Source organism: Alteromonas ponticola (assembly GCF_012911815.1).
GTDB classification, from domain to species: Bacteria; Pseudomonadota; Gammaproteobacteria; order Enterobacterales; family Alteromonadaceae; genus Alteromonas; species Alteromonas ponticola.
The window spans coordinates 159,828-183,019 of sequence record NZ_JAATNW010000004.1 but is presented as its reverse complement, the minus strand read 5'-3'; the positions used below and the strand labels follow the sequence as shown (position 1 = coordinate 183,019).

Annotated in this window: 24 protein-coding genes; 9 read left to right on the top strand and 15 right to left on the bottom strand. The window is 47.9% G+C overall.

Features of this window, described 5'->3' with window-relative positions; translation table 11 throughout:
- Position 1 precedes the first annotated feature (1 nt).
- The 7 genes from rng to HCJ96_RS07950 all read right to left on the bottom strand — a co-directional run bounded on the left by rng (position 2) and on the right by HCJ96_RS07950 (position 5,628).
- Positions 2 to 1,468, bottom strand: coding sequence for a ribonuclease G (gene rng, locus HCJ96_RS07980; RefSeq protein ID WP_169210522.1), 1,467 nt, complete (start codon positions 1,466 to 1,468; stop codon positions 2 to 4).
- Positions 1,465 to 2,049: a Maf family protein gene (locus HCJ96_RS07975; protein WP_169210521.1), complete on the bottom strand. Its 585-nt coding sequence runs from the start codon at positions 2,047 to 2,049 to the stop codon at positions 1,465 to 1,467. Before HCJ96_RS07975 ends, rng begins: the two co-directional genes overlap by 4 nt.
- A gap of 15 nt (positions 2,050 to 2,064) precedes the next feature.
- Positions 2,065 to 2,541 (bottom strand): rod shape-determining protein MreD, encoded by a 477-nt coding sequence (gene mreD / locus HCJ96_RS07970; protein WP_169210762.1) that lies wholly within the window; start codon positions 2,539 to 2,541, stop codon positions 2,065 to 2,067.
- A gap of 2 nt (positions 2,542 to 2,543) precedes the next feature.
- Positions 2,544 to 3,446: a rod shape-determining protein MreC gene (mreC, locus tag HCJ96_RS07965; protein WP_169210520.1), complete on the bottom strand. Its 903-nt coding sequence runs from the start codon at positions 3,444 to 3,446 to the stop codon at positions 2,544 to 2,546.
- 36 nt (positions 3,447 to 3,482) lie between these two features.
- Positions 3,483 to 4,526, bottom strand: coding sequence for a rod shape-determining protein (locus HCJ96_RS07960; RefSeq protein ID WP_169210519.1), 1,044 nt, complete (start codon positions 4,524 to 4,526; stop codon positions 3,483 to 3,485).
- Positions 4,527 to 4,722: 196 nt separating this feature from the next.
- Positions 4,723 to 5,151: a hypothetical protein gene (locus HCJ96_RS07955; RefSeq protein WP_169210518.1), complete on the bottom strand. Its 429-nt coding sequence runs from the start codon at positions 5,149 to 5,151 to the stop codon at positions 4,723 to 4,725.
- 96 nt (positions 5,152 to 5,247) lie between these two features.
- A complete protein-coding gene (locus HCJ96_RS07950; protein ID WP_169210517.1) occupies positions 5,248 to 5,628 on the bottom strand; it encodes a hypothetical protein in 381 nt (126 codons plus the stop codon).
- A gap of 52 nt (positions 5,629 to 5,680) precedes the next feature.
- On the opposite strand from HCJ96_RS07950, the gene HCJ96_RS07945 reads away from it, so the two are divergent.
- Positions 5,681 to 6,253, top strand: a complete 573-nt coding sequence (locus tag HCJ96_RS07945; protein WP_281358575.1) for a DapH/DapD/GlmU-related protein — start codon at positions 5,681 to 5,683, stop codon at positions 6,251 to 6,253.
- Positions 6,254 to 6,287: 34 nt separating this feature from the next.
- On the opposite strand, the gene rluF is transcribed toward HCJ96_RS07945, so the two are convergent.
- On the bottom strand, positions 6,288 to 7,034 hold the full coding sequence (gene rluF / locus HCJ96_RS07940; protein WP_169210515.1) for a 23S rRNA pseudouridine(2604) synthase RluF: 747 nt from the start codon (positions 7,032 to 7,034) through the stop codon (positions 6,288 to 6,290).
- Positions 7,035 to 7,144: 110 nt separating this feature from the next.
- Complete coding sequence (locus HCJ96_RS07935) at positions 7,145 to 7,687, bottom strand: single-stranded DNA-binding protein (RefSeq protein WP_169210514.1); 543 nt, start codon at positions 7,685 to 7,687, stop codon at positions 7,145 to 7,147.
- A gap of 283 nt (positions 7,688 to 7,970) precedes the next feature.
- Between HCJ96_RS07935 and HCJ96_RS07930 the strand changes: the two genes are divergently transcribed.
- Positions 7,971 to 9,371, top strand: a complete 1,401-nt coding sequence (locus HCJ96_RS07930) for a M20/M25/M40 family metallo-hydrolase (protein WP_169210513.1) — start codon at positions 7,971 to 7,973, stop codon at positions 9,369 to 9,371.
- 45 nt (positions 9,372 to 9,416) lie between these two features.
- Here the strand turns inward: HCJ96_RS07930 and HCJ96_RS07925 are convergent, their stop codons facing one another.
- Both HCJ96_RS07925 and HCJ96_RS07920 read right to left on the bottom strand, forming a co-directional pair.
- Entirely contained in the window at positions 9,417 to 10,274 is an 858-nt protein-coding gene (locus tag HCJ96_RS07925) for an alpha/beta hydrolase (protein WP_169210512.1), read from the bottom strand.
- Positions 10,275 to 10,338: 64 nt separating this feature from the next.
- On the bottom strand, positions 10,339 to 11,667 hold the full coding sequence (locus HCJ96_RS07920) for an MFS transporter (protein ID WP_169210511.1): 1,329 nt from the start codon (positions 11,665 to 11,667) through the stop codon (positions 10,339 to 10,341).
- A 250-nt stretch (positions 11,668 to 11,917) separates the two neighbouring features.
- On the opposite strand from HCJ96_RS07920, the gene uvrA reads away from it, so the two are divergent.
- Genes uvrA through HCJ96_RS07905 form a run of 3 tightly spaced genes read left to right on the top strand, consistent with a single transcriptional unit; the run spans position 11,918 to position 15,885 of the window.
- Positions 11,918 to 14,746, top strand: a complete 2,829-nt coding sequence (uvrA, locus tag HCJ96_RS07915) for an excinuclease ABC subunit UvrA (protein ID WP_169210510.1) — start codon at positions 11,918 to 11,920, stop codon at positions 14,744 to 14,746.
- Between the two features lie 15 nt (positions 14,747 to 14,761).
- A complete protein-coding gene (locus HCJ96_RS07910) occupies positions 14,762 to 15,175 on the top strand; it encodes an acyl-CoA thioesterase (RefSeq protein ID WP_169210509.1) in 414 nt (137 codons plus the stop codon).
- Positions 15,172 to 15,885, top strand: a complete 714-nt coding sequence (locus HCJ96_RS07905; RefSeq protein WP_169210508.1) for a 2OG-Fe(II) oxygenase — start codon at positions 15,172 to 15,174, stop codon at positions 15,883 to 15,885. The genes HCJ96_RS07910 and HCJ96_RS07905 overlap by 4 nt, the downstream gene beginning before the upstream one ends.
- A gap of 33 nt (positions 15,886 to 15,918) precedes the next feature.
- Here HCJ96_RS07905 and HCJ96_RS07900 read toward each other — a convergent pair whose 3' ends face one another.
- The 4 genes from HCJ96_RS07900 to HCJ96_RS07885 form a co-directional block, all read right to left on the bottom strand.
- On the bottom strand, positions 15,919 to 17,538 hold the full coding sequence (locus HCJ96_RS07900) for a methyl-accepting chemotaxis protein (protein ID WP_169210507.1): 1,620 nt from the start codon (positions 17,536 to 17,538) through the stop codon (positions 15,919 to 15,921).
- An 80-nt stretch (positions 17,539 to 17,618) separates the two neighbouring features.
- A complete protein-coding gene (locus HCJ96_RS07895; protein WP_169210506.1) occupies positions 17,619 to 18,092 on the bottom strand; it encodes a DUF3299 domain-containing protein in 474 nt (157 codons plus the stop codon).
- A gap of 85 nt (positions 18,093 to 18,177) precedes the next feature.
- Positions 18,178 to 18,711 (bottom strand): inorganic diphosphatase, encoded by a 534-nt coding sequence (ppa, locus tag HCJ96_RS07890; RefSeq protein ID WP_169210505.1) that lies wholly within the window; start codon positions 18,709 to 18,711, stop codon positions 18,178 to 18,180.
- Positions 18,712 to 18,805: 94 nt separating this feature from the next.
- Positions 18,806 to 19,786 carry a class 1 fructose-bisphosphatase gene (locus tag HCJ96_RS07885; RefSeq protein WP_169210504.1) on the bottom strand — a complete coding sequence of 327 codons (981 nt, stop codon included), beginning with the start codon at positions 19,784 to 19,786 and terminating at the stop codon, positions 18,806 to 18,808.
- A gap of 259 nt (positions 19,787 to 20,045) precedes the next feature.
- Between HCJ96_RS07885 and mpl the strand changes: the two genes are divergently transcribed.
- The 4 genes from mpl to HCJ96_RS07865 all read left to right on the top strand — a co-directional run bounded on the left by mpl (position 20,046) and on the right by HCJ96_RS07865 (position 23,164).
- Positions 20,046 to 21,413 carry a UDP-N-acetylmuramate:L-alanyl-gamma-D-glutamyl-meso-diaminopimelate ligase gene (mpl, locus tag HCJ96_RS07880; protein ID WP_169210503.1) on the top strand — a complete coding sequence of 456 codons (1,368 nt, stop codon included), beginning with the start codon at positions 20,046 to 20,048 and terminating at the stop codon, positions 21,411 to 21,413.
- The gene (locus HCJ96_RS07875; protein ID WP_169210502.1) at positions 21,403 to 22,017 is read left to right on the top strand and encodes a flavin prenyltransferase UbiX; all 615 of its coding nucleotides are present in this window, start codon (positions 21,403 to 21,405) and stop codon (positions 22,015 to 22,017) included. Before mpl ends, HCJ96_RS07875 begins: the two co-directional genes overlap by 11 nt.
- Before the next feature lie 11 nt (positions 22,018 to 22,028).
- Complete coding sequence (locus HCJ96_RS07870; protein WP_169210501.1) at positions 22,029 to 22,826, top strand: S1/P1 nuclease; 798 nt, start codon at positions 22,029 to 22,031, stop codon at positions 22,824 to 22,826.
- Positions 22,827 to 22,942: 116 nt separating this feature from the next.
- Positions 22,943 to 23,164, top strand: coding sequence for a hypervirulence associated TUDOR domain-containing protein (locus HCJ96_RS07865; RefSeq protein ID WP_169210500.1), 222 nt, complete (start codon positions 22,943 to 22,945; stop codon positions 23,162 to 23,164).
- Positions 23,165 to 23,192: the final 28 nt, after the last annotated feature.

The window sequence follows — 23,192 nt, the reverse complement described above, 5'->3', positions numbered from 1 at the left end:
CCTACATCATGACAACGTCATATTTGTCCTGGTTATACAATGGCTCGGTCTGAACTTTAATCTGTTTGGTTACAAACACTTCAAGTTCAGCCAGCATGTGGGACTCCTCTCCCAACAATGCATCGGCAACCTTGGGTGACGCATACACCACGAACTTGTCTGCGTCATAGGCGCGATTTACCCTGACGATTTCACGCATTATTTCAAAACAAATGGTTTCAATCGTTTTGACCGACCCCCGCCCTTTACACACAGGGCATTCACCACATAAAACATGCTCTAAACTTTCACGGGTACGCTTGCGGGTCATCTCAATTAAACCCAGTGCGGTAAAACCATGAATATTGATTTTGGCGCGATCTTTACTGGTTGCTACCTCAAGACTGTGCAGCACCCTTCTTTTATGGTCCTCATCAATCATGTCTATAAAGTCGATCAAAATCATGCCGCCCAAATTGCGCAAGCGTAACTGGCGGGCGATGGCCTGAGTAGCCTCGATATTAGTATTGAAAATCGTTTCTTCTAAGTTTCTATGCCCGACAAACGCACCGGTATTAATGTCGATGGTGGTCATCGCTTCAGTCTGATCGATGATCAGATAACCACCAGATTTAAGATCCACACGACGTTCCAGTGCACGTTGCACTTCATTTTCGACGTCGTACAAATCAAAAATTGGACGTTCACCCGGATAGTATTCAAGCTTACAGCTGAGTTCAGGTACATACTCTTTGGTAAATTGCACCAGCTCCTGATGAGACAGTTTTGAATCATTTCGAATACGGTCTAACTCAGTACCGACAAAGTCTCTGAGTACACGACGTGCCAGCGGTAAATCTTCGTACAGCACATTCGATTTTCTGCGCTGCATACGTTGCTGAATTTTGTTCCACAGGCGCCTTAAAAACGCAGCATCCTGAGATAATTCTTCGTGGTTCACTCCTTCTGCAGCAGTTCGCAGAATAAATCCGCCCTGATCGTCACAAAACTCCTGCACCAGCAATTTCAGTCTTTCACGCTCGCTTTCATCCTCAATTCGCTGCGAGACGCCAACGTGAGTGACACTGGGCATGAACACCAGATAGCGCGAGGGAATCGTGATATCCGTAGTAAGTCTGGCGCCCTTGGTTCCGATAGGGTCTTTTACTACCTGCACGACAATGTCCTGGCCGTCTTTAACTAAATCACGAATGTCCTGTTTGGTGATATCGCTGGTATTTACCTCACCGACAACTTCGTTATGAATAACGATGTCAGAAGCGTGCAGGAAAGCCGCTTTTTCAAGCCCGATATCCACGAAGGCAGCCTGCATGCCCGGTAACACGCGGCTGACTTTGCCGCGATAAATATTACCGACCAGACCACGTTTGGTATGGCGCTCCACATGCACTTCCTGCAAGATACCGTTTTCAATTAACGCGACCCGTGATTCAGACGGGGTTACATTGATTAATAGCTCCGCACTCACGGCGTCACTCCAAATTCTTTAAGTAATTGTTTGGTTTCGTACAAAGGTAAACCGATCACCGCACTGACACTGCCGTTTATAGCTTTAACAAACTGACCACCAATACCTTGAATGGCATAGCTGCCAGCTTTATCTGCTGGCTCACCAGATTGCCAGTATGCGAGCATTTCTGCACGGGTCAAGTCAGCGAAAAGTACTTTAGTATTAATACACTGACTTTTTATAACAGAAGCTGAACAGACAGTAATCGCCGTGAGCACTTCGTGTTCCCGTCCTGACATAGCAGTCAGCATTTCAACGCACGCGTTTTCATCAGCGGGCTTACCTAAGCTGTTACCATCCAGTGCGATCAAGGTGTCCGATGCCAGCACCACCGTAACCGCCCGCTGCGACTCTGGCAGGGCATCAAAAGCAGTACGGGCCTTTTGCTGCGCCAGACGAATCACTTGTTGCCGGGGCGATTCATCTGGCAGTGCAGACTCGTCAATATCCACCGCCTTTACTTGATGAGCAATACCTATTTGCGAGAGTAAAGCGGTGCGACGAGGCGAAGCAGAGGCCAATAATAATTCAGGCTGCATGACAGAGCACTCCGGTTAAGTAACACTAAACTGGCGGCGAGACTTGCGTAGTAACCAGAATATCCATGGCCATAACAGCATAGAGGTAAACGTTGGCCATAAATAATCGAATAAAAAATAGATGTCGGTAAGTAGGTGCTGTAACCAGAACACCACCAAATGATATAACGCACTCAACAAGCCGATGACAATTGCTTGTTGCCATACCGAATAATTACGCAGACGCTGATAGTTAGCGACCAGTACCCATACCGAAATGCTTAGCGCAAAACTGTGGATCCCCAGCGCGGTGCCCAGCAGAACGTCCATCGCCAGGCCCGTAATGAATGCTATACCTACGTTTACCCGATTAGGTAGTGCCATGGACCAGTAGGCTAAAACAATTAACACCCAGTCGGGGCGGTACACATCGGCTTCCAACGGTAATGGCATAATTTGCAATACGAGCGCGATAAGTAAACTGGCAGGGATTATAAAAAAGCGTGACTGCACTCTCACTGACCATTTTCCTCTTGCTGAGCGGTGTCCTGCGGCAGAAATTTATACGGCGGTAACACTTCCTCTGGCTTTTCTTGTACCAGTTCAGGCCAAATTAACAGCAGGTACTTTAACCGATCCAGGCGGGCTAATGGCTCTGCCATCACGGTTGCAAATGGAAGACTTTCGTCGCGCACGACACTGCTGACCCGGGCAACCGGATACCCTTCTGGAAATACCTGACCAAGACCGGATGACAATAACAAATCATCTTCTTTTACATCAACACTGTGGGGCACATGTTCGAGTATCAACTCGTCCAGTGAACCACTGCCACTGGCAATAAAACGAATATTGTTACGTACTGAGCGCACTGGAATTGCGTGGGTCACATCGGAGATAAGTAATACACGGCTGTTGGTTGTGCCCACTTCCATGACCTGGCCCACAATACCGCGATCGTCCAGCACTGACTGCAGTGGAAATACGCCGTCGATTGCACCTTTGTTAATCACTATCTGCTGACTGAACGGATTGTTATCCACCGCCATCAACTCCGCCACCATTTTACGCATTTCCGGTTTAACCGGTGCATCGAGCAGTTTGCGTAGTTGGACATTTTCGGTTTGCAGTATCTCAAATCGCTGTAAACGTTCACTCATCATCAGTAAGCGGTTGGTCAAACGTTCATTTTCAGATAACAGTTGCTGGTGTGAGGTAAGCCGTTGCGCACTTTCGCTTAGCATTACGCTGGGCAAATTTGCGATGTACTGAATTGGGCTGATAAGCGAGTTCAGGTACACCCGAGTTGAACTGAAACCATCAAATTTGTGATCGACAACGATCAGCATAACAGACAGCGCCAATGCCAGCGCTAATCTGCTATTAATTGAGGGGCCACGCGTAAATATAGTATCCATGAAAAAACGAAGGCAACCTGAAGGTTGCCTTTTTCATTATTCGTAGCTGAACAAATCGCCGCCATGCAGGTCAATCATGTCGAATGCTTTACCTCCACCGCGGGCCACGCAGGTGAGCGGATCGTCCGCTACCACTACCGGAATGCCTGTTTCTTCCATCAACAAACGGTCTAAATCTTTGAGCAATGCACCACCGCCAGTTAGTACCATGCCACGTTCAGAGATATCCGACGCCAATTCTGGTGGAGATTGTTCCAACGCCACCATTACTGCTGAGACGATGCCAGTGAGCGGTTCCTGCAGGGCTTCCAGGATCTCATTAGAATTCAGTGTGAATCCCCGTGGTACCCCTTCTGCCAAATTACGTCCGCGCACTTCAATCTCGCGTACCTCTTCGCCAGGATAAGCGGCACCAATTTCATGCTTGATACGTTCAGCAGTGGCTTCACCAATAAGTGAACCAAAGTTACGGCGAATATAGTTGATAATGGCTTCATCAAATTTATCCCCACCAATACGCACTGAAGAAGAATATACAATGCCGTTGAGGGAGATAATTGCCACTTCAGTAGTACCACCACCGATATCTACCACCATCGAGCCGGTTGCTTCTGATACGGGTAAACCCGCACCAATAGCCGCCGCCATTGGCTCATCAATCAGATACACTTCTCGCGCTCCAGCCCCCAATGCAGACTCTTTAATGGCGCGGCGTTCAACCTGAGTTGAACCACAGGGCACACAAACCAATACACGCGGACTCGGGCGCAAGAAATTATTGTCGTGAACCTGTTTAATAAAGTGCTGTAACATTTTTTCAGTTACGTAGAAATCGGCGATCACACCGTCTTTCATAGGGCGGATAGCGCGGATATTGCCAGGCGTTCTACCTAACATACGCTTGGCTTCTGCACCCACTGCGGCTACGCTTTTCGGGCCCGCTGCGCGCTCTTGTCTGATCGCCACTACCGATGGCTCGTTCAGAACAATGCCCTGATCTTTTACATAAATCAGGGTATTGGCCGTTCCAAGGTCGATTGACAAATCGTTGGAAAACATGCCCCGAAGCTTCTTAAACATGAAATGCACTTTCCTGTAACAGAGCCAGTTCGTCTCGTTGCGAAAACAAGGACACGAATCAGCATAGAAAATTGTTATCCCCACACTTTACCAACGGGGGCCTTCTTGGGCAAGTAATCAGGTGGTTTAACTGCATAAAAATAAGTAATTTTTTCTGTAGCTGACTGGTAACACCACATTTCAGCCAATTGCCCACCTAGTGGTTTTCGAAGTTCACCGAACCATTATCAATGTGATAATCAAAATACGGGCCACTACTTAACCTGAAGCGACACCGGGCACTGATTATTTTATCGTCTTCCAGCTTGCCTGGAAAAAACTCGCCAAACACCTTGAAACCATCAATGATCATAGGCACATTTATGAGCATTCGCCACAAATCTTCGCACCCTTCGCTACTGGGAATCACCTTGGGCCAGCCATTGCGAGCAATCCTCACCGGCCGTCTGTCGGTTTCCTTTCCTTCGGCGTTGTAGTGAACAAACATGATCATTTCCGGGCGATTCTCTGCTTCCCACTGATAGTAAGAACTCACCGCGCTGCGCTCAAATTTTACTGCTAGCTGTTGTAAAACGTTGGCTTTAAGATCAGGCTCGGGGCGATTTAATATTATGATAAGCGTCATCAAAACTACTGCGAAGACGATAATAATGATCACGTTTAAAGACATCTTTTTAGGACTAGTGTTATTTTCTCTGTTCACTCTTTTTTTACCATCTACCTATTCTCGAACCAGTTTGCTTACGCCCCAGAAATCTTCCTGTCGCTGAACAAGCGACCAACCCCGCTGACACAAATAGACCCAGGTCCACGTTTTCAATTTAAAAGGTAATCTGTAATGCGGGATGTCCATTTCCCTGAAAAGGCCATTCACTTCATCAACTTGAGCGCTACTATACATTTCAACAGATAACTGCGCGCGCTTTAAATTACTTGCAATAACGTAATGAGATGACAAATCCATCGCTGATCCTGGGTAGCTGTTTACATCCAGTTCTGCACGCTCATAGTCTTTGATCCACGGTGCAAACCCTGCTGCTGATACCCGTATATTGTCGACGCTGGCGGGTTTTCCATGACGAATAAGAATGATTTCTTTCACTTAATGACTTAACTGGTGAACAACAACGGTATAATGGCAATCTTCAACAAAAATGAACAAATGTCAAAGGTTGGTCGTGTCTATTCAAGCTGAAAACCCGTTACGAAAGCTTACGTTTAACCCCCAGCACGAATCATTCAGTGCAGCCCGCGCGCGTTGTAAGCAGCTCTGTCGACAGTTCAACTTATCTGCACCCTATGCCATGCAGGAAAAGAAAGCGCTGCTGGCTGAGTTGCTAAACGCAGACATGCCGATCTTTATCGAAGCTGATTTTAATTGCGAGTATGGGCACAACCTTCATGTCGGCAGGCAAACTTTTCTCAATCATAATGTGACGATTAATGACAGCGCACCGGTTTATATCGGTCAAAATGTATTAATCGGCCCTAATTGCTTTTTAGATACAACCTTAGAAAGAACAGGCAATGAAATCACCTGCGCCCCAATCAAAATTGGAAATAATGTGTGGGTTGGGGCTAATGTCATCATTCAGGGCGGTGTAGAGATTGGTGACAACGCGATTATTGGCGCCAACTGCAAAATAAATAGGTCGGTTAGCGAGAATGCAATAATTAAAGTCGCTCAAAAGAACAGCGCCGAATTGCCGCCACAATCGGAGAACTGATAACATAACCGAGCGAGAAGTTCGCCATAGCTATCTACGCTTGTTTTGCATCCTTGCTCGAATACTTCAGTGCGGTATTCAGCGTTTTCAGTTCCTGCTCAGTGACATTTCGCCACTGACCCGGCCTGAGTCTACCCAGTTCAAAATGCATAATGCGGGTGCGCTTTAATTTAGTTACCTCGTAACCTAAAAACTCACACATACGACGTATTTGCCGGTTCAAGCCCTGCGTAAGAATAATAGTAAATTTGTATTTACCAACGGGTTTCGCTACACAGGGTTTTGTCACCGTGCCCAGGATCGGCACCCCTTTCGCCATTTTTTGTAAGAATCGTTCGCTTATGGGCTGATTCACTGTAACTTCATATTCTTTTTCGTGGGCATTTTCCGCGCGCAGAATCTTGTTCACTATATCGCCATCGCTGGTCAGCAGGATCAACCCTTCCGAAGGCTTGTCTAAGCGACCAATCGGGAAAATTCGTTCTTTGTGGCCAATAGCGTCAATGATGTTGCCTTTGACATGCCGCTCAGTGGTACAGGTAATGCCAATCGGCTTGTTATAAACGAGGTAGGTTCGGTCTGACTTATCTTTTGCAACCGCGCCGATTCTTTTGCCGTCCACCGACACCTTATCATGCGCAAAAATCTTAGTGCCAAGCTCGGGGGCTTTGCCGTTGACCAACACGCGATTCTGCTCAATCAATTTATCAGCCTCGCGGCGTGAGCACAGGCCCGTATCACTGATAAATTTATTTAGTCGCTTACCCGAATCTTCGCTCATTATTCTTGGTCCTATAAGCTATTCAGAAATGTACGCCTTCACTTGTAAAAAAACCCTGCTCTTGCAGGGTTTTCTCGCGTGCGAAAACGTTCGCTGGTCTGCGGTATTCCTTAGAACGGAATATCATCGTCAAAGTCAAAATCTGGTTCAGGCATGGCTGGTTTTGCATTGCCCTGATTACCTGACTGGGGTGGACGACCGCCGCCCTGATTGCCCTGCTGAGGGTAACCACCCTGCTGATTATAACCCTGATTACTACCACCCTGTGGACGTTGCTGATAGCCACCACCGGCATTACCGGCATTGCCACCTTCCTGGCGACCGCCTAGCATCTGCATCTGGTCGACAATAATTTCAGTAGTATATCTGTCTTGTCCTTGCTGATCTTGCCATTTACGCGTTTGCAGTTTGCCTTCAACGTAGATTTGCGCCCCTTTTTTAAGGTATTCACCGGCGATTTCGGCCAGGCGACGATACATGGTCAAACGGTGCCATTCAGTTCTTTCCTGTACCTGCCCTTGCTGATCTTTCCAACTTTCACTGGTAGCCAGACTCAGATTTGCCACCGCATTACCGTTAGGCATATAGCGAACTTCGGGATCATTACCTAAATGTCCCACCAGGATGACTTTGTTAACACCTCTGTTTGCCATCGTTATCTCCTGCAACTTATATTTAACTTACCGCACCTATCCGTATGAATAATAAAGGGATAGGGAGTTTTCAAGCGGATGAATTACGCGTAGTATACCTTAATTCACCGGCCAGTTGATGTATTTATTCAGGCCAAAGAGCATACCGTTAAATTCAGGTGATCACCACTGAACAATAGCAGCGGTTTTCATTCCTTTTATCGACCGTTTACTGGCATCATCACAGATGTTCGTTTGAACCACGCTCTACCTTCGATAACTGACTCTTAACCAAGGATATTTAATGAAACGATTTACCAATGCAATTTTTTCTACCGGCATCATATCGTGTTTGGTTTTTGCCACCAGCGTTTCTGCTTTAGATGAAAAAATGCATGCCCAGTTGGACGAATTAAAAAGTGCTGCTATTCATTCGAATTTGTCGTACGACATTATCGAATCACTGACCACCGAAGTGGGACCGCGTATGGTGGGCACACCCGCTGAGAAAAAGTCAGTCGAGTGGGCCGTGGCCAAAATGAAGTCGTTAGGCTTTGATAAGGTGTGGACCGAGGAAAGTCAGGCTCCTGATTGGCAACGTGGCGAGCTTAAAGTGAGCTTGCTAGCTCCGTTTAATCATAACCTGGTCGCGCTATCGCTGGGCAACAGCGTCGGCACTGACACTGCGCCCATCGAAGCGCAAATTGCACACTTTCGTGACCTGGACGCACTCAAAGCGGCCGACGCACAGACACTGAAAGGAAAGATTGCCTATGTTGCTTTTGCCATGGAGCGCAGAAAGGACGGTAGTGGTTACGGTGAGGCCGTAGGTGCGCGTGTCAGTGGTGCCGCGGTCGCGGCTGAAAAAGGCGCCGTTGCTTTTGTGATGCGCTCGGTAGGCACTGACTCTCACCGCTTTGCCCATACCGGCGTGATGCGGTACAAAGATGATAGTAAGCAAATACCGGCTCTGGCACTGTCCAATCCCGATGCAGATTTACTTGAAAATGCACTCAAACGTAACCAGCCGGTAACGATGGGAATCACGTCCACTGCCAGTGGCACACTAAAGGAAACCGTGACCATTGCCAATGTTATCGGCGAGTTTACTGGTAGCGAGCAGCCTGACCAAGTGGTCACCTTAGGAGCGCACCTTGATAGTTGGGATGTGGGCACTGGAGCCATTGATGACGGTATCGGCGTAGGTATTACATTGGCCGCAGTTAATCATATTTCGACAATGGCACAACGACCCAAACGTACCATCCGTGTCATCTTATTCGCAGCTGAAGAAATTGGTTTGTTGGGCGCAAAGGATTATGTCGCCAGGCACAAAAACAACATGGACAACCACATCATCGGCGCTGAGTGGGACTTTGGCAACGGCACCATTTACAAGCTTGCGCCTGGCATGGGCGAAAACGCACTGGTGGAAATCCGAAAATTTGCCGAGTATCTGGCCCCGATGGGAGTGGAAATGGCCTCTACTAATAATGCCAAAGGTCAGTCTGATATGAGTTTACTGGGTGAAGCAGGTCAACCAGCAGTCAATTTCTACCCTGACGGTTCAGATTACTTTGATTACCATCACACAGAAAACGACACCCTGGACAAGGTCAATCAGGAAGCACTTAAAATCAATACGGCAATTTATACGACGTTTGCCTGGTACGCGGCTAACAGCGGCGTAGATTTCCGCAAGTAACTGCCGAGATGTAACAAAAATAAGGGGCCTGTGTTGCCCCTTGTTCTATTTTAGCGTCTCAACAAATTCACGATAACGTTGAATCGTTGCTTCCTGTTTCATATCATGAAAATGCGTTTGACCCGGGATCACGTACAGTGCTTTATTGTCACTGGGTGTCGCGCGATACACCTGCTCCACAAACGCAACGGGTGTAATTCTGTCGTTCTCGCCAACCAGAAACAACACGGGCCCCTTGTAATCTTTAATCGCTTCAACGTTACTCATATTGGCCAAGTCAGGATGGATATCCAATGTGGTAAACAGGCGCGACCAGCTTGGCATCATATTGGTGACAACGCTGGGTAAGTCATTTAGTGCACCATCAAGCACAATAGCGTCCACCGGGCGTTCAGAAGCGATAAATGTGGCCATCAGACTTCCCATCGACAAACCGTGCACCAGAGTCGGCAATCGTTGAGGAAAAACCTGCTTGGCATAGTCATAAACCTGCAGAGCATCAGACTTTAAATTTGCCACTTTAAGTTTGTCAGCTTTGCTACTCGCGCCCATCCCCTGATAATCAACCCAAAGAATGTTAGCCGGAATCTGGCCCAAACGGTGGATCAATCCGGAGCCTTTATTGATGGTTTGGCCATCACCGCCAAAAAACACAATATTCGCTTTCGCCTGCGGATATGACACAGCCACACCGACTAACTCCAGCCCTTGTGCATTAGTCAATTGAACTGTGGTAATCGACACCTGCGCTTCATCTCTCTGAATGGCTTTTTGCAATGAGGACGTGTCAAGCTGGAGGGGTTGTTTGTCTTGATGGATAAACGCTTTTGGGCTCACATCAATGGCACAACCGGTGACCAGTGCCAACAAGCACAATGAAGAAAAGAGTTTTAACACGTGCATCGATACTTCCTTGATAAACCTAATTCTATTAAAGCGGATGATGCACTGAAGAACAAGCTGTCGATTATTCTTTTGCGACAATTATTTGTGCTTGTTGTAAGTCAAAATCGCCGGTTACTTTTAAGTAAATTGCGTTGGCTTTCACGTTTTGGGTGACTTCTACTACACCAGGCAATGCCTGTAATTGAGCGGCTGCATCCTTCGACGTAAGACCTTTTAATTGAATCCGTTTTACCCGCGATACCTCCCGTAGCCCCAATAGCAGAACAAACCAGATAACGACCGCTACCGTGCCTACAGTATAAGCTGTTTCTGCCTGCCAGTGATTGACTGTCCAGCCCGAAATGACGCCTCCTAAAAATGCGCCAAAGAACTGAAAGCTCGCGTAGATCCCCATTGCAGTACCTTTCTCACCAGCTGGTGCAATACTGGATACCAGTGCCGGAAAGTTGGCTTCAAGATAATTAAAGCCCGTAAAGAAAAACACTACCGCAACCAGAACCACCCATTGATTGTGATCGTGCAATGCCAACAAGCTGAAGCCTGCTCCCATCAAAATCAGCGCCGTCTGCAATAAACGTTTGGGCATACGTCCCCTTGCAACGCCCATCATTACAATCAAGCCCACTATGGATGCCAGCAAAACCGGTGCATATAGCATCCAGTGACTTTCCAGCGACATGTCAAAATGCAACAGGGTGACGGGCAGTTGTACAAACAGCAAGGTAATTAACATATGCAAGAACATCACGCTCACATTGAGTCGCCACAACTGCGAAGAAAAGCAAAGCCGCTTGAGCTGGCCGGCCTGCGGTAGCGTATCCCCGCTGGCAAGCAGAGTGACCTTAGGAATACCCCACTGGATCAGGGGCAGGCACGCGATAGCTAGAATGCCGGTGATCCAAAAGATACCCGCAAGACCGAATTTTTCAGCCAGCACGGGACCAACCAGTACCGCTAGATAAAAGGACATGCCAATGGCAATACCAATAATGGCCATCACCTTTGCCCGTTGTGATTCTCTACTGACATCAGCAGCCAGTGCCATGATGGCGCCGGCGATTGCACCGGCTCCCTGCAATATCCGCCCCACAATCATCCAGACCATGGTATCAGCGCTGGCGGCGATAAAACTCCCTAGCGCAAATACGGCCAACCCCAGCAAGATAACCGGTTTCCGCCCCCAGCGGTCTGACATCATGCCCATAGGGATCTGCAGCGCAGCTTGCGTCAAGCCATACCCACCGATAGCCAGACCCACCATCATCGGGGAGTAATCCGGATAATCCATGGCAGCCACTGCCAGTACCGGCATGACCATAAAGAGTCCGAGCATGCGCAATACGTAGACCAGCGCTAACGCAATCGCCGCACGCACTTCAAGTGCGTTCAAACTTCACCTGTTTTATGCTTACTATTCGCTAATGCGGCGCAGTTTATCACAAAATAAATGCCGAGCGGCAATGACGAATATTCAGGTGGTGTAAGCGGTGTACATTTAAAACCCAGGTAGTGTGATCTGATCTGCCCCTTGCCTGCTCCGTAAACATTTCTGATTCAATTCTGAATCTATTCTGAGCAGCCGGTATATCTTTCATGCCCGGCTATGGCATACTGATCTTTTTGGCAAAATTAGCGCATCTATGGATAAAATCGACGTTCGCGGGGCTCGTACCCACAATCTTAAAAATATCGATTTAACCCTACCAAGAGATAAGTTGGTGGTCATCACCGGCTTGTCGGGTTCTGGCAAATCTTCACTGGCATTCGATACCTTGTATGCGGAAGGTCAGCGCCGGTATGTTGAATCGCTGTCGGCTTATGCCAGACAGTTCTTATCTATGATGGAGAAGCCGGATGTAGATCATATAGAAGGCTTATCGCCAGCGATTTCTATTGAGCAGAAATCCACCTCGCATAATCCACGCTCAACTGTCGGCACCATTACCGAAATTTACGATTATCTGCGCTTGATGTTTGCCAGAGTCGGCACGCCCCGATGCCCTGACCACGACACGCCGCTGGACGCCCAAACGGTCAGCCAGATGGTAGACAAAGTGCTGGCGATGCCAGAAGGTAGTAAACTCATGCTGCTGGCGCCGGTTATTCAGGACCGCAAGGGTGAACATGTTAAAGTGTTACAAAATCTGGCCGCACAAGGTTACATTCGCGCACGAATAGATGGTGAGGTATGTGACTTATCCGACCCTCCAACCCTGGATTTACATAAAAAACACACTATTGAGGTGGTGGTCGATCGCTTCAAAGTGCGTGACGATTTACAACTGCGCTTAGCGGAATCATTTGAGACAGCGCTGGAGCTCGCCCACGGCAATGCCAAAATCGCCAATATGGATGACCCGGACGCGGAAGAAATCGTATTTTCAGCCAATTTTGCCTGTCCACACTGTGGGTACAGTATTAGTGAGTTAGAGCCTCGCCTATTTTCGTTTAATAACCCAGCGGGCGCTTGCCCTACCTGTGATGGTTTGGGCACACGGCAGTTTTTTGACCCGGCCCGCGTGATCACTAACGATGAGCTAAGTTTAACAGGCGGCGCAATTCGTGGCTGGGATAAGCGCAGCTATTATTATTATCAAATGCTACAGGCGGTGGCAGAACAGTACGGCTTTGATCTGACCAAGCCATTTCAGTCGCTGCCAGAAAAAGCACGCGATGTCGTGCTGTATGGTTCCAAGGGCAAGTCGCTGAAGTTTAAATACATTAATGACCGTGGCGATGTCATGGAGCGTAAGCACCCGTTTGAAGGCGTGATCCCCAATATGGAACGTCGCTACCGCGAAACCGAATCAAACGCTGTGCGCGAGGAGCTGGCTAAATATTTAAGTCAGCAACCGTGTAATGCCTGTGATGGATCACGTCTGCGTCTGGAAGCCCGTAACGTCTTTTTGAATGAGACCAATTTGCCTAAAATTGCCGATATGTCGATAGCCGGGGCGTACGATTTTTTTGAGCAGCTCAGTTTGAGCGGGCAAAAAGCACAAATAGCCGAGAAAATTCTGAAGGAAATTCAAGACCGTTTACGCTTTTTGATAAACGTCGGTTTAAACTATCTGTCGATGTCCCGCAGTGCCGATACCCTTTCAGGTGGCGAAGCGCAGCGCATCAGACTTGCCAGCCAGATTGGCGCAGGTCTGGTGGGGGTCATGTATGTGCTGGATGAGCCGTCGATTGGATTGCACCAGCGAGATAACGAGCGTTTGCTGAAGACGCTAACTCACCTTAGAGATCTGGGCAATACGGTGCTGGTGGTTGAACATGACGAAGACGCCATACGCGAAGCCGATTATATTGTCGATATTGGTCCGGGAGCCGGGGTTCACGGCGGCGAAATTATCGCCCAGGGCCAGCTTGAAGACATCCTAAATAGTGAACATTCACTTACCGGAAAGTACCTTTCAGGAAGAGAAAAGATTGATATTCCGGCAAAACGGACTAAATACGATAAGAAGAAAGTGATTACCTTAACCGGCGCCACCGGTAATAACCTGAATGATGTCGAGCTGACTATTCCGGTGGGGCTGATGACATGTGTGACCGGGGTATCAGGCTCAGGAAAATCGACCCTGATAAACGATACTTTTTACAAGATAGCACATCGTGAACTGAATAAAGCGACCACGTCAGAGCCTGCGCCACATAAAGCCATTGATGGCCTTGAGCAACTGGACAAAGTGGTTGATATTGACCAGAGTCCGATCGGTCGCACCCCGCGCTCTAACCCTGCTACTTACGCGGGTATTTTTACCCCTATTCGTGAGCTGTTTGCCGGTACCCAGGAAGCGCGCTCGCGTGGCTACAAAGTGGGGCGCTTCAGCTTTAACGTAAAGGGCGGACGCTGCGAGGCCTGTCAGGGCGACGGTGTGATCAAGGTTGAAATGCATTTTTTACCTGACGTTTATGTGCCGTGCGATGTGTGTAAAGGTAAACGCTACAACCGTGAAACGCTTGAGATTCAATATAAAAGCAAAAACATTCACGAAGTGCTGGAAATGACAGTAGAAGATGCCAGAACCTTCTTCGACGCCATCCCTTCTATAGCGCGTAAATTGCAGACCCTGATGGATGTCGGTTTGTCCTATATTAAACTGGGTCAGGCGGCGACCACCTTGTCAGGCGGTGAAGCGCAGCGGGTTAAACTAGCGAGGGAATTGTCCAAGCGAGATACCGGTCAAACGCTGTATATTTTGGATGAGCCCACCACCGGCTTACATTTCCATGATATCAAGCAGCTACTTGCAGTACTGCACCGTTTACGTGACCATGGTAATACCGTGGTGGTGATCGAACATAACCTCGATGTAATTAAAACCGCAGACTGGATTGTTGACCTGGGCCCCGAGGGCGGTTCAGGCGGTGGTAATATCATTGCAAGTGGTACGCCAGAGGAAGTGGCAGAGTCTGACGTTTCACATACGGGCCACTTCTTAAAACCGCTGTTAACGCGATAATAAAAGAGTATTAGTATGACCAATCACCCTATGGAAACATCATTTGATGTTCGCTTTTATGAAACCGATGCTCTGGCACATGTGAGCAATACTGTTATTGTGGGCTGGTTCGAAGCCGCCCGTGAACCCGTATTTAGAATGTTTACACCCAGTCTTGATCTGAAAAACTGGCCGCTTATTCTTGCCAGTTACCACGTGGATTTTCATGCGCAAATTTTTTATGGTCAGCCAGTTACCGTTAAAACCTATATAAGCCGCATTGGCAACAGCTCATTCGATGTATTCCAGGAGCTGTGGCAAAACGAAAGCAAGTGCGCATCGGGTACCACCACAATGGTGCACTTTGATTATAAAAATCAACAAGCCTGCGCCATTCCGGAAGAAGTACGCAGCGCGATGGATGTACATTTGCGGGAGAAAAACGGATGAGTGATAAGCCGTGCGATTTTATTGAAGTTATCGATGATGTACTTTCACCCGAGTTGTGTAGGGATATTATTTCAGCATTTGAAGACAGCCCTAATCTCACCGCTGGTCGCACTGGCGGCGGGGTCGATACCGACAAAAAGAAAAGTTCAGACGTTTCTTTTAGTGAGAAGCCCGAATTTAAAGCGTTTTTTCCCCAGGTGATGCAAAAAACCGGTGAGCAACTACTGCGCTACATGGAGAAGTACTATTTTGCGCTGGTGGGCCCTATCGGACTGACCGTGCGTCACCCCACCACCGGCGAGGCGGTTAAATTGACCGGCGAAAACTTTGCAGAAGTCGGTAAACCGAATCTGCCTAACCTGCTAAATTATTTGTTTCGCGTTGGCGAAATTAATGCGCAGCGTTACCGTGCGAATGAAGGGGGCTATCCCTACTGGCACTCTGAGGTCTATCCGCAACTTCCGCACAACGATGCTTTGCATCGCACCTTGCTATTCATGTTTTATTTAAATGATGTGGAAGACGGGGGCGAAACGGACTTTTATTATCAGCAACGCTCGGTTAAGCCGAAAGCGGGCAGAATGGTTATTGCACCGGCCGGGTTCACGCACACGCATCGCGGCCAGATCCCCAAAGATAGGGATAAATATATTCTGACCTCATGGATGCTGTTTAACCGGGCTGAGGCCATTTATACGCCGCAGCAATAACCAGTGTGTCGGGCAATTAGGTAAGATGCCCTGTTAATACTTAAACTGCTGCATGATGCGGGCGAAATCTTTCGCCAGTTTTTCCAGCGACATGCTGACACTGGCAAGTTTTTCAGCGCTTTCCGCCGTGTCATCGGCACGACGATTCATATCATCGACATTAGCCGATATGCTTTGCGCAACATGTTTCTGATCACCTGTTGCGCTGGCAATTTGTTCGTTCATTTTGGTAATGCGGGAAATCGTATCGTTTATCAAAGTCAGGCTACTACCCGCTTTATTCGCTTCTTCAACGCTGGAACCCGCTAACTCTGTACCACGCCCCATCACTTTAACGGCGGACCTCGCCGCGTTCTGAAGCTGTTCGATTGTATGTTGAATTTCTTCGGTTGATTTTTGAGTCCGCGAGGCCAGAGTTCTGACTTCATCGGCGACCACTGCGAATCCCCGCCCCTGCTCGCCAGCACGGGCGGCTTCAATCGCGGCATTTAGCGCTAACAAGTTAGTTTGTTCAGCAATGCCCTTAATCACGTCAAGCACTACCCCGACCTGGTTAGAGTCAGCTTCGAGTTTGCGAATAACCTCAGCGGTTTCCTGTACCGAATTGGCCAGATTCTGAATACTACTGACTGTAGCATTAACCACCCGCTGACCATCAGTAGACGCCGACGAGGCAGCTGCAGCAGCATCGGCTGCATCAGCTGCACTACCAGCAACCTCATTGACACTACTGGTAAGATGCTCAACCGCATGCCTCGCTTCTTCAGCCGATTGTTGCTGGGCATTAATTGTGTTGCGGGTATGATCCGACACCTGATTCAGGTTGTGCGCCAAATCAGAAAGTGGTTTGGCTGACTGACCAATATCTTTAACCACGTTTTGCAGTTTGGCCACAAACTGATTAAACCAGTGCACCAGCTCACCAATTTCGTCTTTACTTTTCGTTTGAATGCGCACGGTCAGATCACCATCTTCCTGCGCAATGTCGCGCAATGACTTGACTACATCCGTGACACCGCCGCGTAGATTCAACACAATGGGTATGGCGGTCGCAAATAAAATAATGGTGGTGATAACGCCCATCACAATACCCACGGTGATCAAGGCACGGGCAGCGTTGTTAGATAAGTCGATGGCCTCTTCAAAGGTGGTCTTTCTTGCCTGACTGAATGCATCTAAGCGGGCTGTCGTTGAGTCGAACAATTGATTCATGCTGGCACTTTGTTCTGCCAGACGACTAAAGTCAGCCGTGCCATTGACCATCGATTCGCTGACAGAATAAGCCAGCGCGAAATACTCGTTGAAGTTGCTAAGAATGCTGTTGGCTTCAGAACTTAACGCTGGATTAACCTGTACTATTTTCTGCAGTTGATCACGGGTTGTGACAGCCAGCTGATTAGCTCGCTCCAGGGCTTCTTCATCACCGGTAGTCACAGCGCTGCTGAGAGTGTCCCGCACGTTCTTCATATTGAACAATGCTTCTCGGGAAAAATTTAACGCAGGAAACTGCACCCCACGGGCATTCTCCAGTAATCGAACATTATCCAATGCAGTATAGGAGGTCATCGCCAAATATAAAACGAACGCTATCGTGCTGATGATGGGAACAAGATAGAGTTTTTGCGCTATAGATAGGCGATTAAGAAAATTCATTGGCTACCTTTGAGGTTAAATTTCTGAAAACCTTAATGTTTAAATTTACAGCAAATCTGCATATTCGCAAAAAAGTTGATTTAAAACGGGGCAACCGTTTGTCCCTGAAGTCGATATCCTACCGAGGCTATTTCTCCAGACCAGCCGTCCGTAGTAAGCACACCCGTTACCCAAATTGCATCCGATAAGTTTTCTATCGGCACACCTTGCTCAAACTTAACATAAACAATCTGGTTGGATGGCGGCGGTGGAACATGAATACAGGCACCGAAGTAAGGCACAAGTAAAAATTCGGTGGTAAGTTCAGCGGTACCCTCAAGCGGCACTACAAAGCCGGGGATTTTGACCACCTGCCCGTCATAGCGAGATACCACAGGCGCGTTAGGTTGCAGTTGAGTCATACTGCCGTCATGATTGACCGATGGCGCTTGCAGCGGATTAAACCCCTCAGGCACCAGGTCTTCCCAATACACTTCCACCGGCTCAGCGGCTAAGACGACGTTACTGCTGAACAACAAAACCGTTAGCAAACATGAGTAGACAAATGCTTTCATATTTTCTCCAAAAACAAAAAGGGTTCGTATCAAACGAACCCTTTAAAATTTAGCACACTAAAACGTGAAAAGTGCGAGCAGGCATTTAGCCGTTTTGTTGCTCGCGCTCAACACTCGAGGTAATCTCCGCTTTCGCCGCTTCAGCGCCATCCCAGCCGTCGATCTTAACCCACTTACCAGGCTCCAAATCCTTGTAATGAGAGAAGAAGTGCTCAATCTGCTTCAGCAGTAATTCTGGTAAATCGTTCACATCATGCACATTGCGGTAGATAGTTGACAACTTGTCAATCGGTACTGCAATTACCTTCGCATCTTTACCTGACTCATCTGTCATGTTCAGTACACCGACCGGGCGACACTTAATCACCGAACCAGAAATCAGAGGGAACGGTGTAACAACCAGCACATCAACCGGGTCGCCGTCTTCAGACAACGTATTTGGCACATAACCATAATTGGTAGGATAGTGCATGCAGGTGGCCATAAAACGGTCAACGTACATCGCGCCAGTGTCTTTATCGACTTCATATTTTACCGGGTCAGCCTGAGCTGGAATTTCGATGATAACATTCACTTCATCAGGTAGTTTTTTACCTGCTGGAACGTTGCTTAAGCTCATTTACAAGTTTCCTTTACAATTGACAAAATAACTAACCGCACAGTATAAGGCCATTAGCACAAATTACAAAGCCGCGTTCACACGGCGTGCCCCGTTAAGACTCGTGTCTGGCGTAATAACTCAGGCAAGCTTCCACTTCCTCTTTCGAGCCTAACAAGGTCGGTACGCGCTGATGAATTTCACTGGGCATAACTTCCATAATACGACCATGACCTGTATTGGCTAAGCCGCCAGCCTGTTCCATCAAAAACGCCATCGGGTTGGCTTCATACAGTAAGCGCAGCTTGCCAGGAATTGAAGGGTTACGCTTATCAAATGGATACATAAAAATACCACCACGACATAATACGCGATGAATATCGCCCACCATCGCTGCAACCCAGCGCATATTGTAGTCTTTGCCGCGAGGGCCCTCAGTGCCCGCCAGCAGGTCGCCAATGTAATCCTGAATCGGCGCTTCCCAATGACGCTGGTTTGAAGCATTGATGGCAAATTCTTTGGTTTGTTCGGGCACCTGAATATTGGGGTGAGTTAGCAAAAAACCGCCATGGGTTTTGTCTAACGTGTAAATGTGTGTCCCTCGACCGGTAGTCATTGCCAACATGGTCGAGGGACCGTAAAGTACGTAACCGGCTGCCACCATTTGTGTGCCTGGCTGCAAAAAGGCAGAAGGATCATCCGCATCCATCCACTGTGGCGCGTGAGTAATTGAAAAAATGGTACCGATCAGGCTGTTAATCTCAGTGTTAGATGAGCCATCGAGCGGATCAAAACTGACCAGATATTTTCCTTCCGGATTACACGGTACAACATCATCTTCTTCTTCAGAAGAAATGGCTTTAACGTAACCTGACTCGCGCAATGTATCTTTTAAAATCTGATTGGAGATAACATCCAGCTTTTTCTGGGTTTCCCCTTGCACGTTCTCACTCAAAGTTGAACCCAGAACACCCGCCAGGGCACCCTGACTTACGCGGAAGGAAATCTCTTTACAACCTGCTAAAAGCGTACGTATAAGAAGAATAAGTTCAAGTGGGGCACCGTCTTTTTGTAACTGTGAATTAAGTCGTTTCATAGTGTGCTACAGCCTTTATCAGTTTTCGTAGGGTCAATCAGCGATTACGTTGCGTAATATAATTTTTGTTAGATAACGTATTTACACTGAATTTCGATTAATCTGTCATTCTAAGCAAGCTAAATTGCTTGAAGGGGCGCTGATTAATTGCACACTAATTGTACCCTCGAAAAAGTTCGAAAGGAAATCTGAGTTGCATATCAACACATTGATTCGCATCTGATAGAGTATATTAACCAAATAGTTGACTGATTATCCTATGCATGTACATATTTTAGGCATTTGTGGAAGTTTCATGGGGGGCATTGCCGCCATTGCAAAGTCTCAGGGGCACACTGTGACCGGTTCTGATCAGAACGTTTACCCGCCGATGAGCACGCAGTTGGAAAGTATAGGCATTATCCTGACCGAAGGTTTTGACGAGGCCCAATTTGATCCTGTACCCGACGTTGTGATAATCGGTAATGCCATGTCACGGGGTAACGCAGCCGTCGAATACGTGTTAAACCGCAATATACCTTATATTAGTGGTCCACAATGGTTACTGGAAAATGTCCTGCAGGACCGCTGGGTCATCGGCATTTCGGGTACACATGGCAAAACGACCACCAGCAGCATGGTGGCCTGGCTACTGGAATACGCCGGGCTGCAGCCTGGATTTCTGATTGGCGGTGTTCCGCAAAATTTTGGCATGTCCGCGCGTTTAGGTGAAAGCCCATTTTTTGTAATTGAAGCTGATGAGTACGACAGCGCGTTTTTTGATAAACGCTCCAAATTTGTGCACTACCACCCCCGCACTTTGGTCATCAACAACTTAGAATTCGACCATGCAGACATCTTCGCTGATTTAGCGGCAATTCAAACCCAATTTCATCATCTGGTGCGCACTGTACCGGGCACGGGTTTAATCTTGTCACCGTACTCCAATCAGGCGATTAATGACACTCTGGCGAAGGGTTGCTGGAGTGAGCAGCAGTTTTCCGGCCGCAATTGGCAATTTGAGCTGATTAAATCGGATGGCAGCGCATTTAAGGTGCTGCATAACAACCAGGTTGTCGGTGAAGTGAACTGGGATTTACTCGGCTTGCACAATGTCGAAAATGGCTTGATGGCCATTGCCGCAGCGCATCACGCTGGCGTTACCATTAATGATGCGATAAGCGGTCTGGCACAGTTTAAAAACGTGAAGCGCAGATTAGAGGTGCGTGGCAGCGTCAATGATATTACCGTGTATGACGATTTTGCCCATCATCCAACCGCCATCACCTTAACCTTGCAAGGGTTACGGGAAAAGGTGGGCAAACAACGTATTTTCGCTGTACTCGAACCGCGCTCTAACACCATGAAAATGGGCCACCACCAGCAAGAGTTGGTGGCCTCATGGCAACAGGCCGATCACACTTTATTACTTGAGCCAAAAGGTCTCAGCTGGTCGCTGTCAAAACTCGCGGCTACCAGCGCAAGCCCAGCCACGTGTTTTGATGATGTCAGCCAGATAGTTAATTATTTAAAGCAACACGCCGCAAGTGGTGACAAGATTCTGATAATGAGTAATGGCGGATTCGATAACATCCATCAGCGCCTACTTGACGCATTAACTGAAAAGGCAGCACACAATGATGACTAATCAAGCCATCACCTTAGCCATCACAGGCGCATCAGGAGCACCCTACGCATTACGTCTGCTTGAGTCGTTACTCGCCGCCAACTGTACGGTGCACTTGCTTATCTCTTCTGCAGCCAAAGTAGTATTCGCTACTGAAGAGGACATGCAACTGCCTGGACGACCTGACCAGATCAAAGCGTTTTTCGTTGAAACCTTTGGCTGCAATGAGGACCAACTCCACGTCTACGGTAAGGAAGAATGGTTTTCACCCGTGGCGTCGGGCTCCGCCGCCCCCAAAACTATGATTGTGTGTCCCTGTTCAACAGGCACGCTGTCTTCAATAGCGACGGGGGCCAGTGACAACTTAATAGAACGCGCTGCCGACGTGGTAATAAAAGAACGCGGCCAGTTAATACTGGTTCCACGGGAAATGCCACTTTCCTCGATCCATTTAGAAAATATGCTTAAACTCTCGCAATTGGGCGCCACCATCATGCCTGCGGCACCGGGATTTTATCATCAGCCTCAGTCAATCCGCGATCTGGTGGATTTTGTGGTGGCCAGAATATTAGACCATATCGGACTTGACCAAACACTCATGCCTCGCTGGGGCTATCAACGATGAAAGGAATACGAATGACGAAATTAGTACAGGGCGTTTTAATCGCCTCATTCACTTCTGTTTGCTTGTTTACTTCGACCCTGGCAGCCGCATGGGGGCAAACCGGACACCGGGTGACAGGTGCCATCGCAGAGCACTATCTGTCCGCTGAAGCCAAAGCAGCGATCACCGCGCTATTACCCAATGAATCGTTAGCTGAAGCCTCTACCTGGGCGGATGAAATGCGCTCTAATCCAGATGAATTCTGGCAGAAAACCGCTTCGCCCTGGCACTATGTCACTGTACCTGGCGACAAAAATTACCCTCAAGCTGGCGCGCCAAAACAGGGGGATGCCTATACGGCACTTAACAACTTCAAAACAATATTGCAAAGCCCCGATAGCAGCCGAGCCGAAAAACAAAGAGCCTTGCGCTTTATCGTGCATATTATTGGCGATCTTCATCAGCCCCTTCACGCAGGGGATGGCACCGATCGCGGTGGTAATGATGTCAAAGTGCGTTTTTTCTGGGAAGATTCCAATTTACATCGCGTCTGGGATTCACAATTAATTCAGCAACGTGAATTGTCCTACAGCGAATGGACACAATGGCTATCAGCAAAAATCTCTGCCGATGAGCGCAAACAGTGGCATGATACCAATCCACAAACCTGGATAGCCGAAAGTGTCGCGCTGAGAAAAGGCGTTTATCCTGAAGACGCTAATAATATGAATTATGACTATCTCTATCAACATATGCCCACGGTGAAAAAACGTCTGCAACAGGCGGGCGTCAGAATCGCCGACTACCTGAATGAAATTTACCAGCAATAAGCCCATTATAGGAGTCCACTGAGACTCCTTCCCTATCACGTTGATTACGAAAATTTAACTGCACTATCTTTAGCCTCGCGGGGTATCTATCCTAATTCAATCGGCAGAGACAGTGTATGAGCAAATCGTATCAGACCAATACAAAAGTAGAATGGGAATGGGGTAATGGCAAAGGCACCGGGTACGTCAGAGAAGTTTTCCGGGAAAAAGTTACGCGAACGCTGCAAGGAAGTGAAACCACCCGCAAAGGCTCTGACGATGATCCAGCCTATTTGATTGAACAGGATGATGGTGATCGTGTGTTGAAATTGCATAGCGAGCTGTTTAAAAAAGGGTAATAAAGTTTTTTAAGTCAAAATAAAAAAT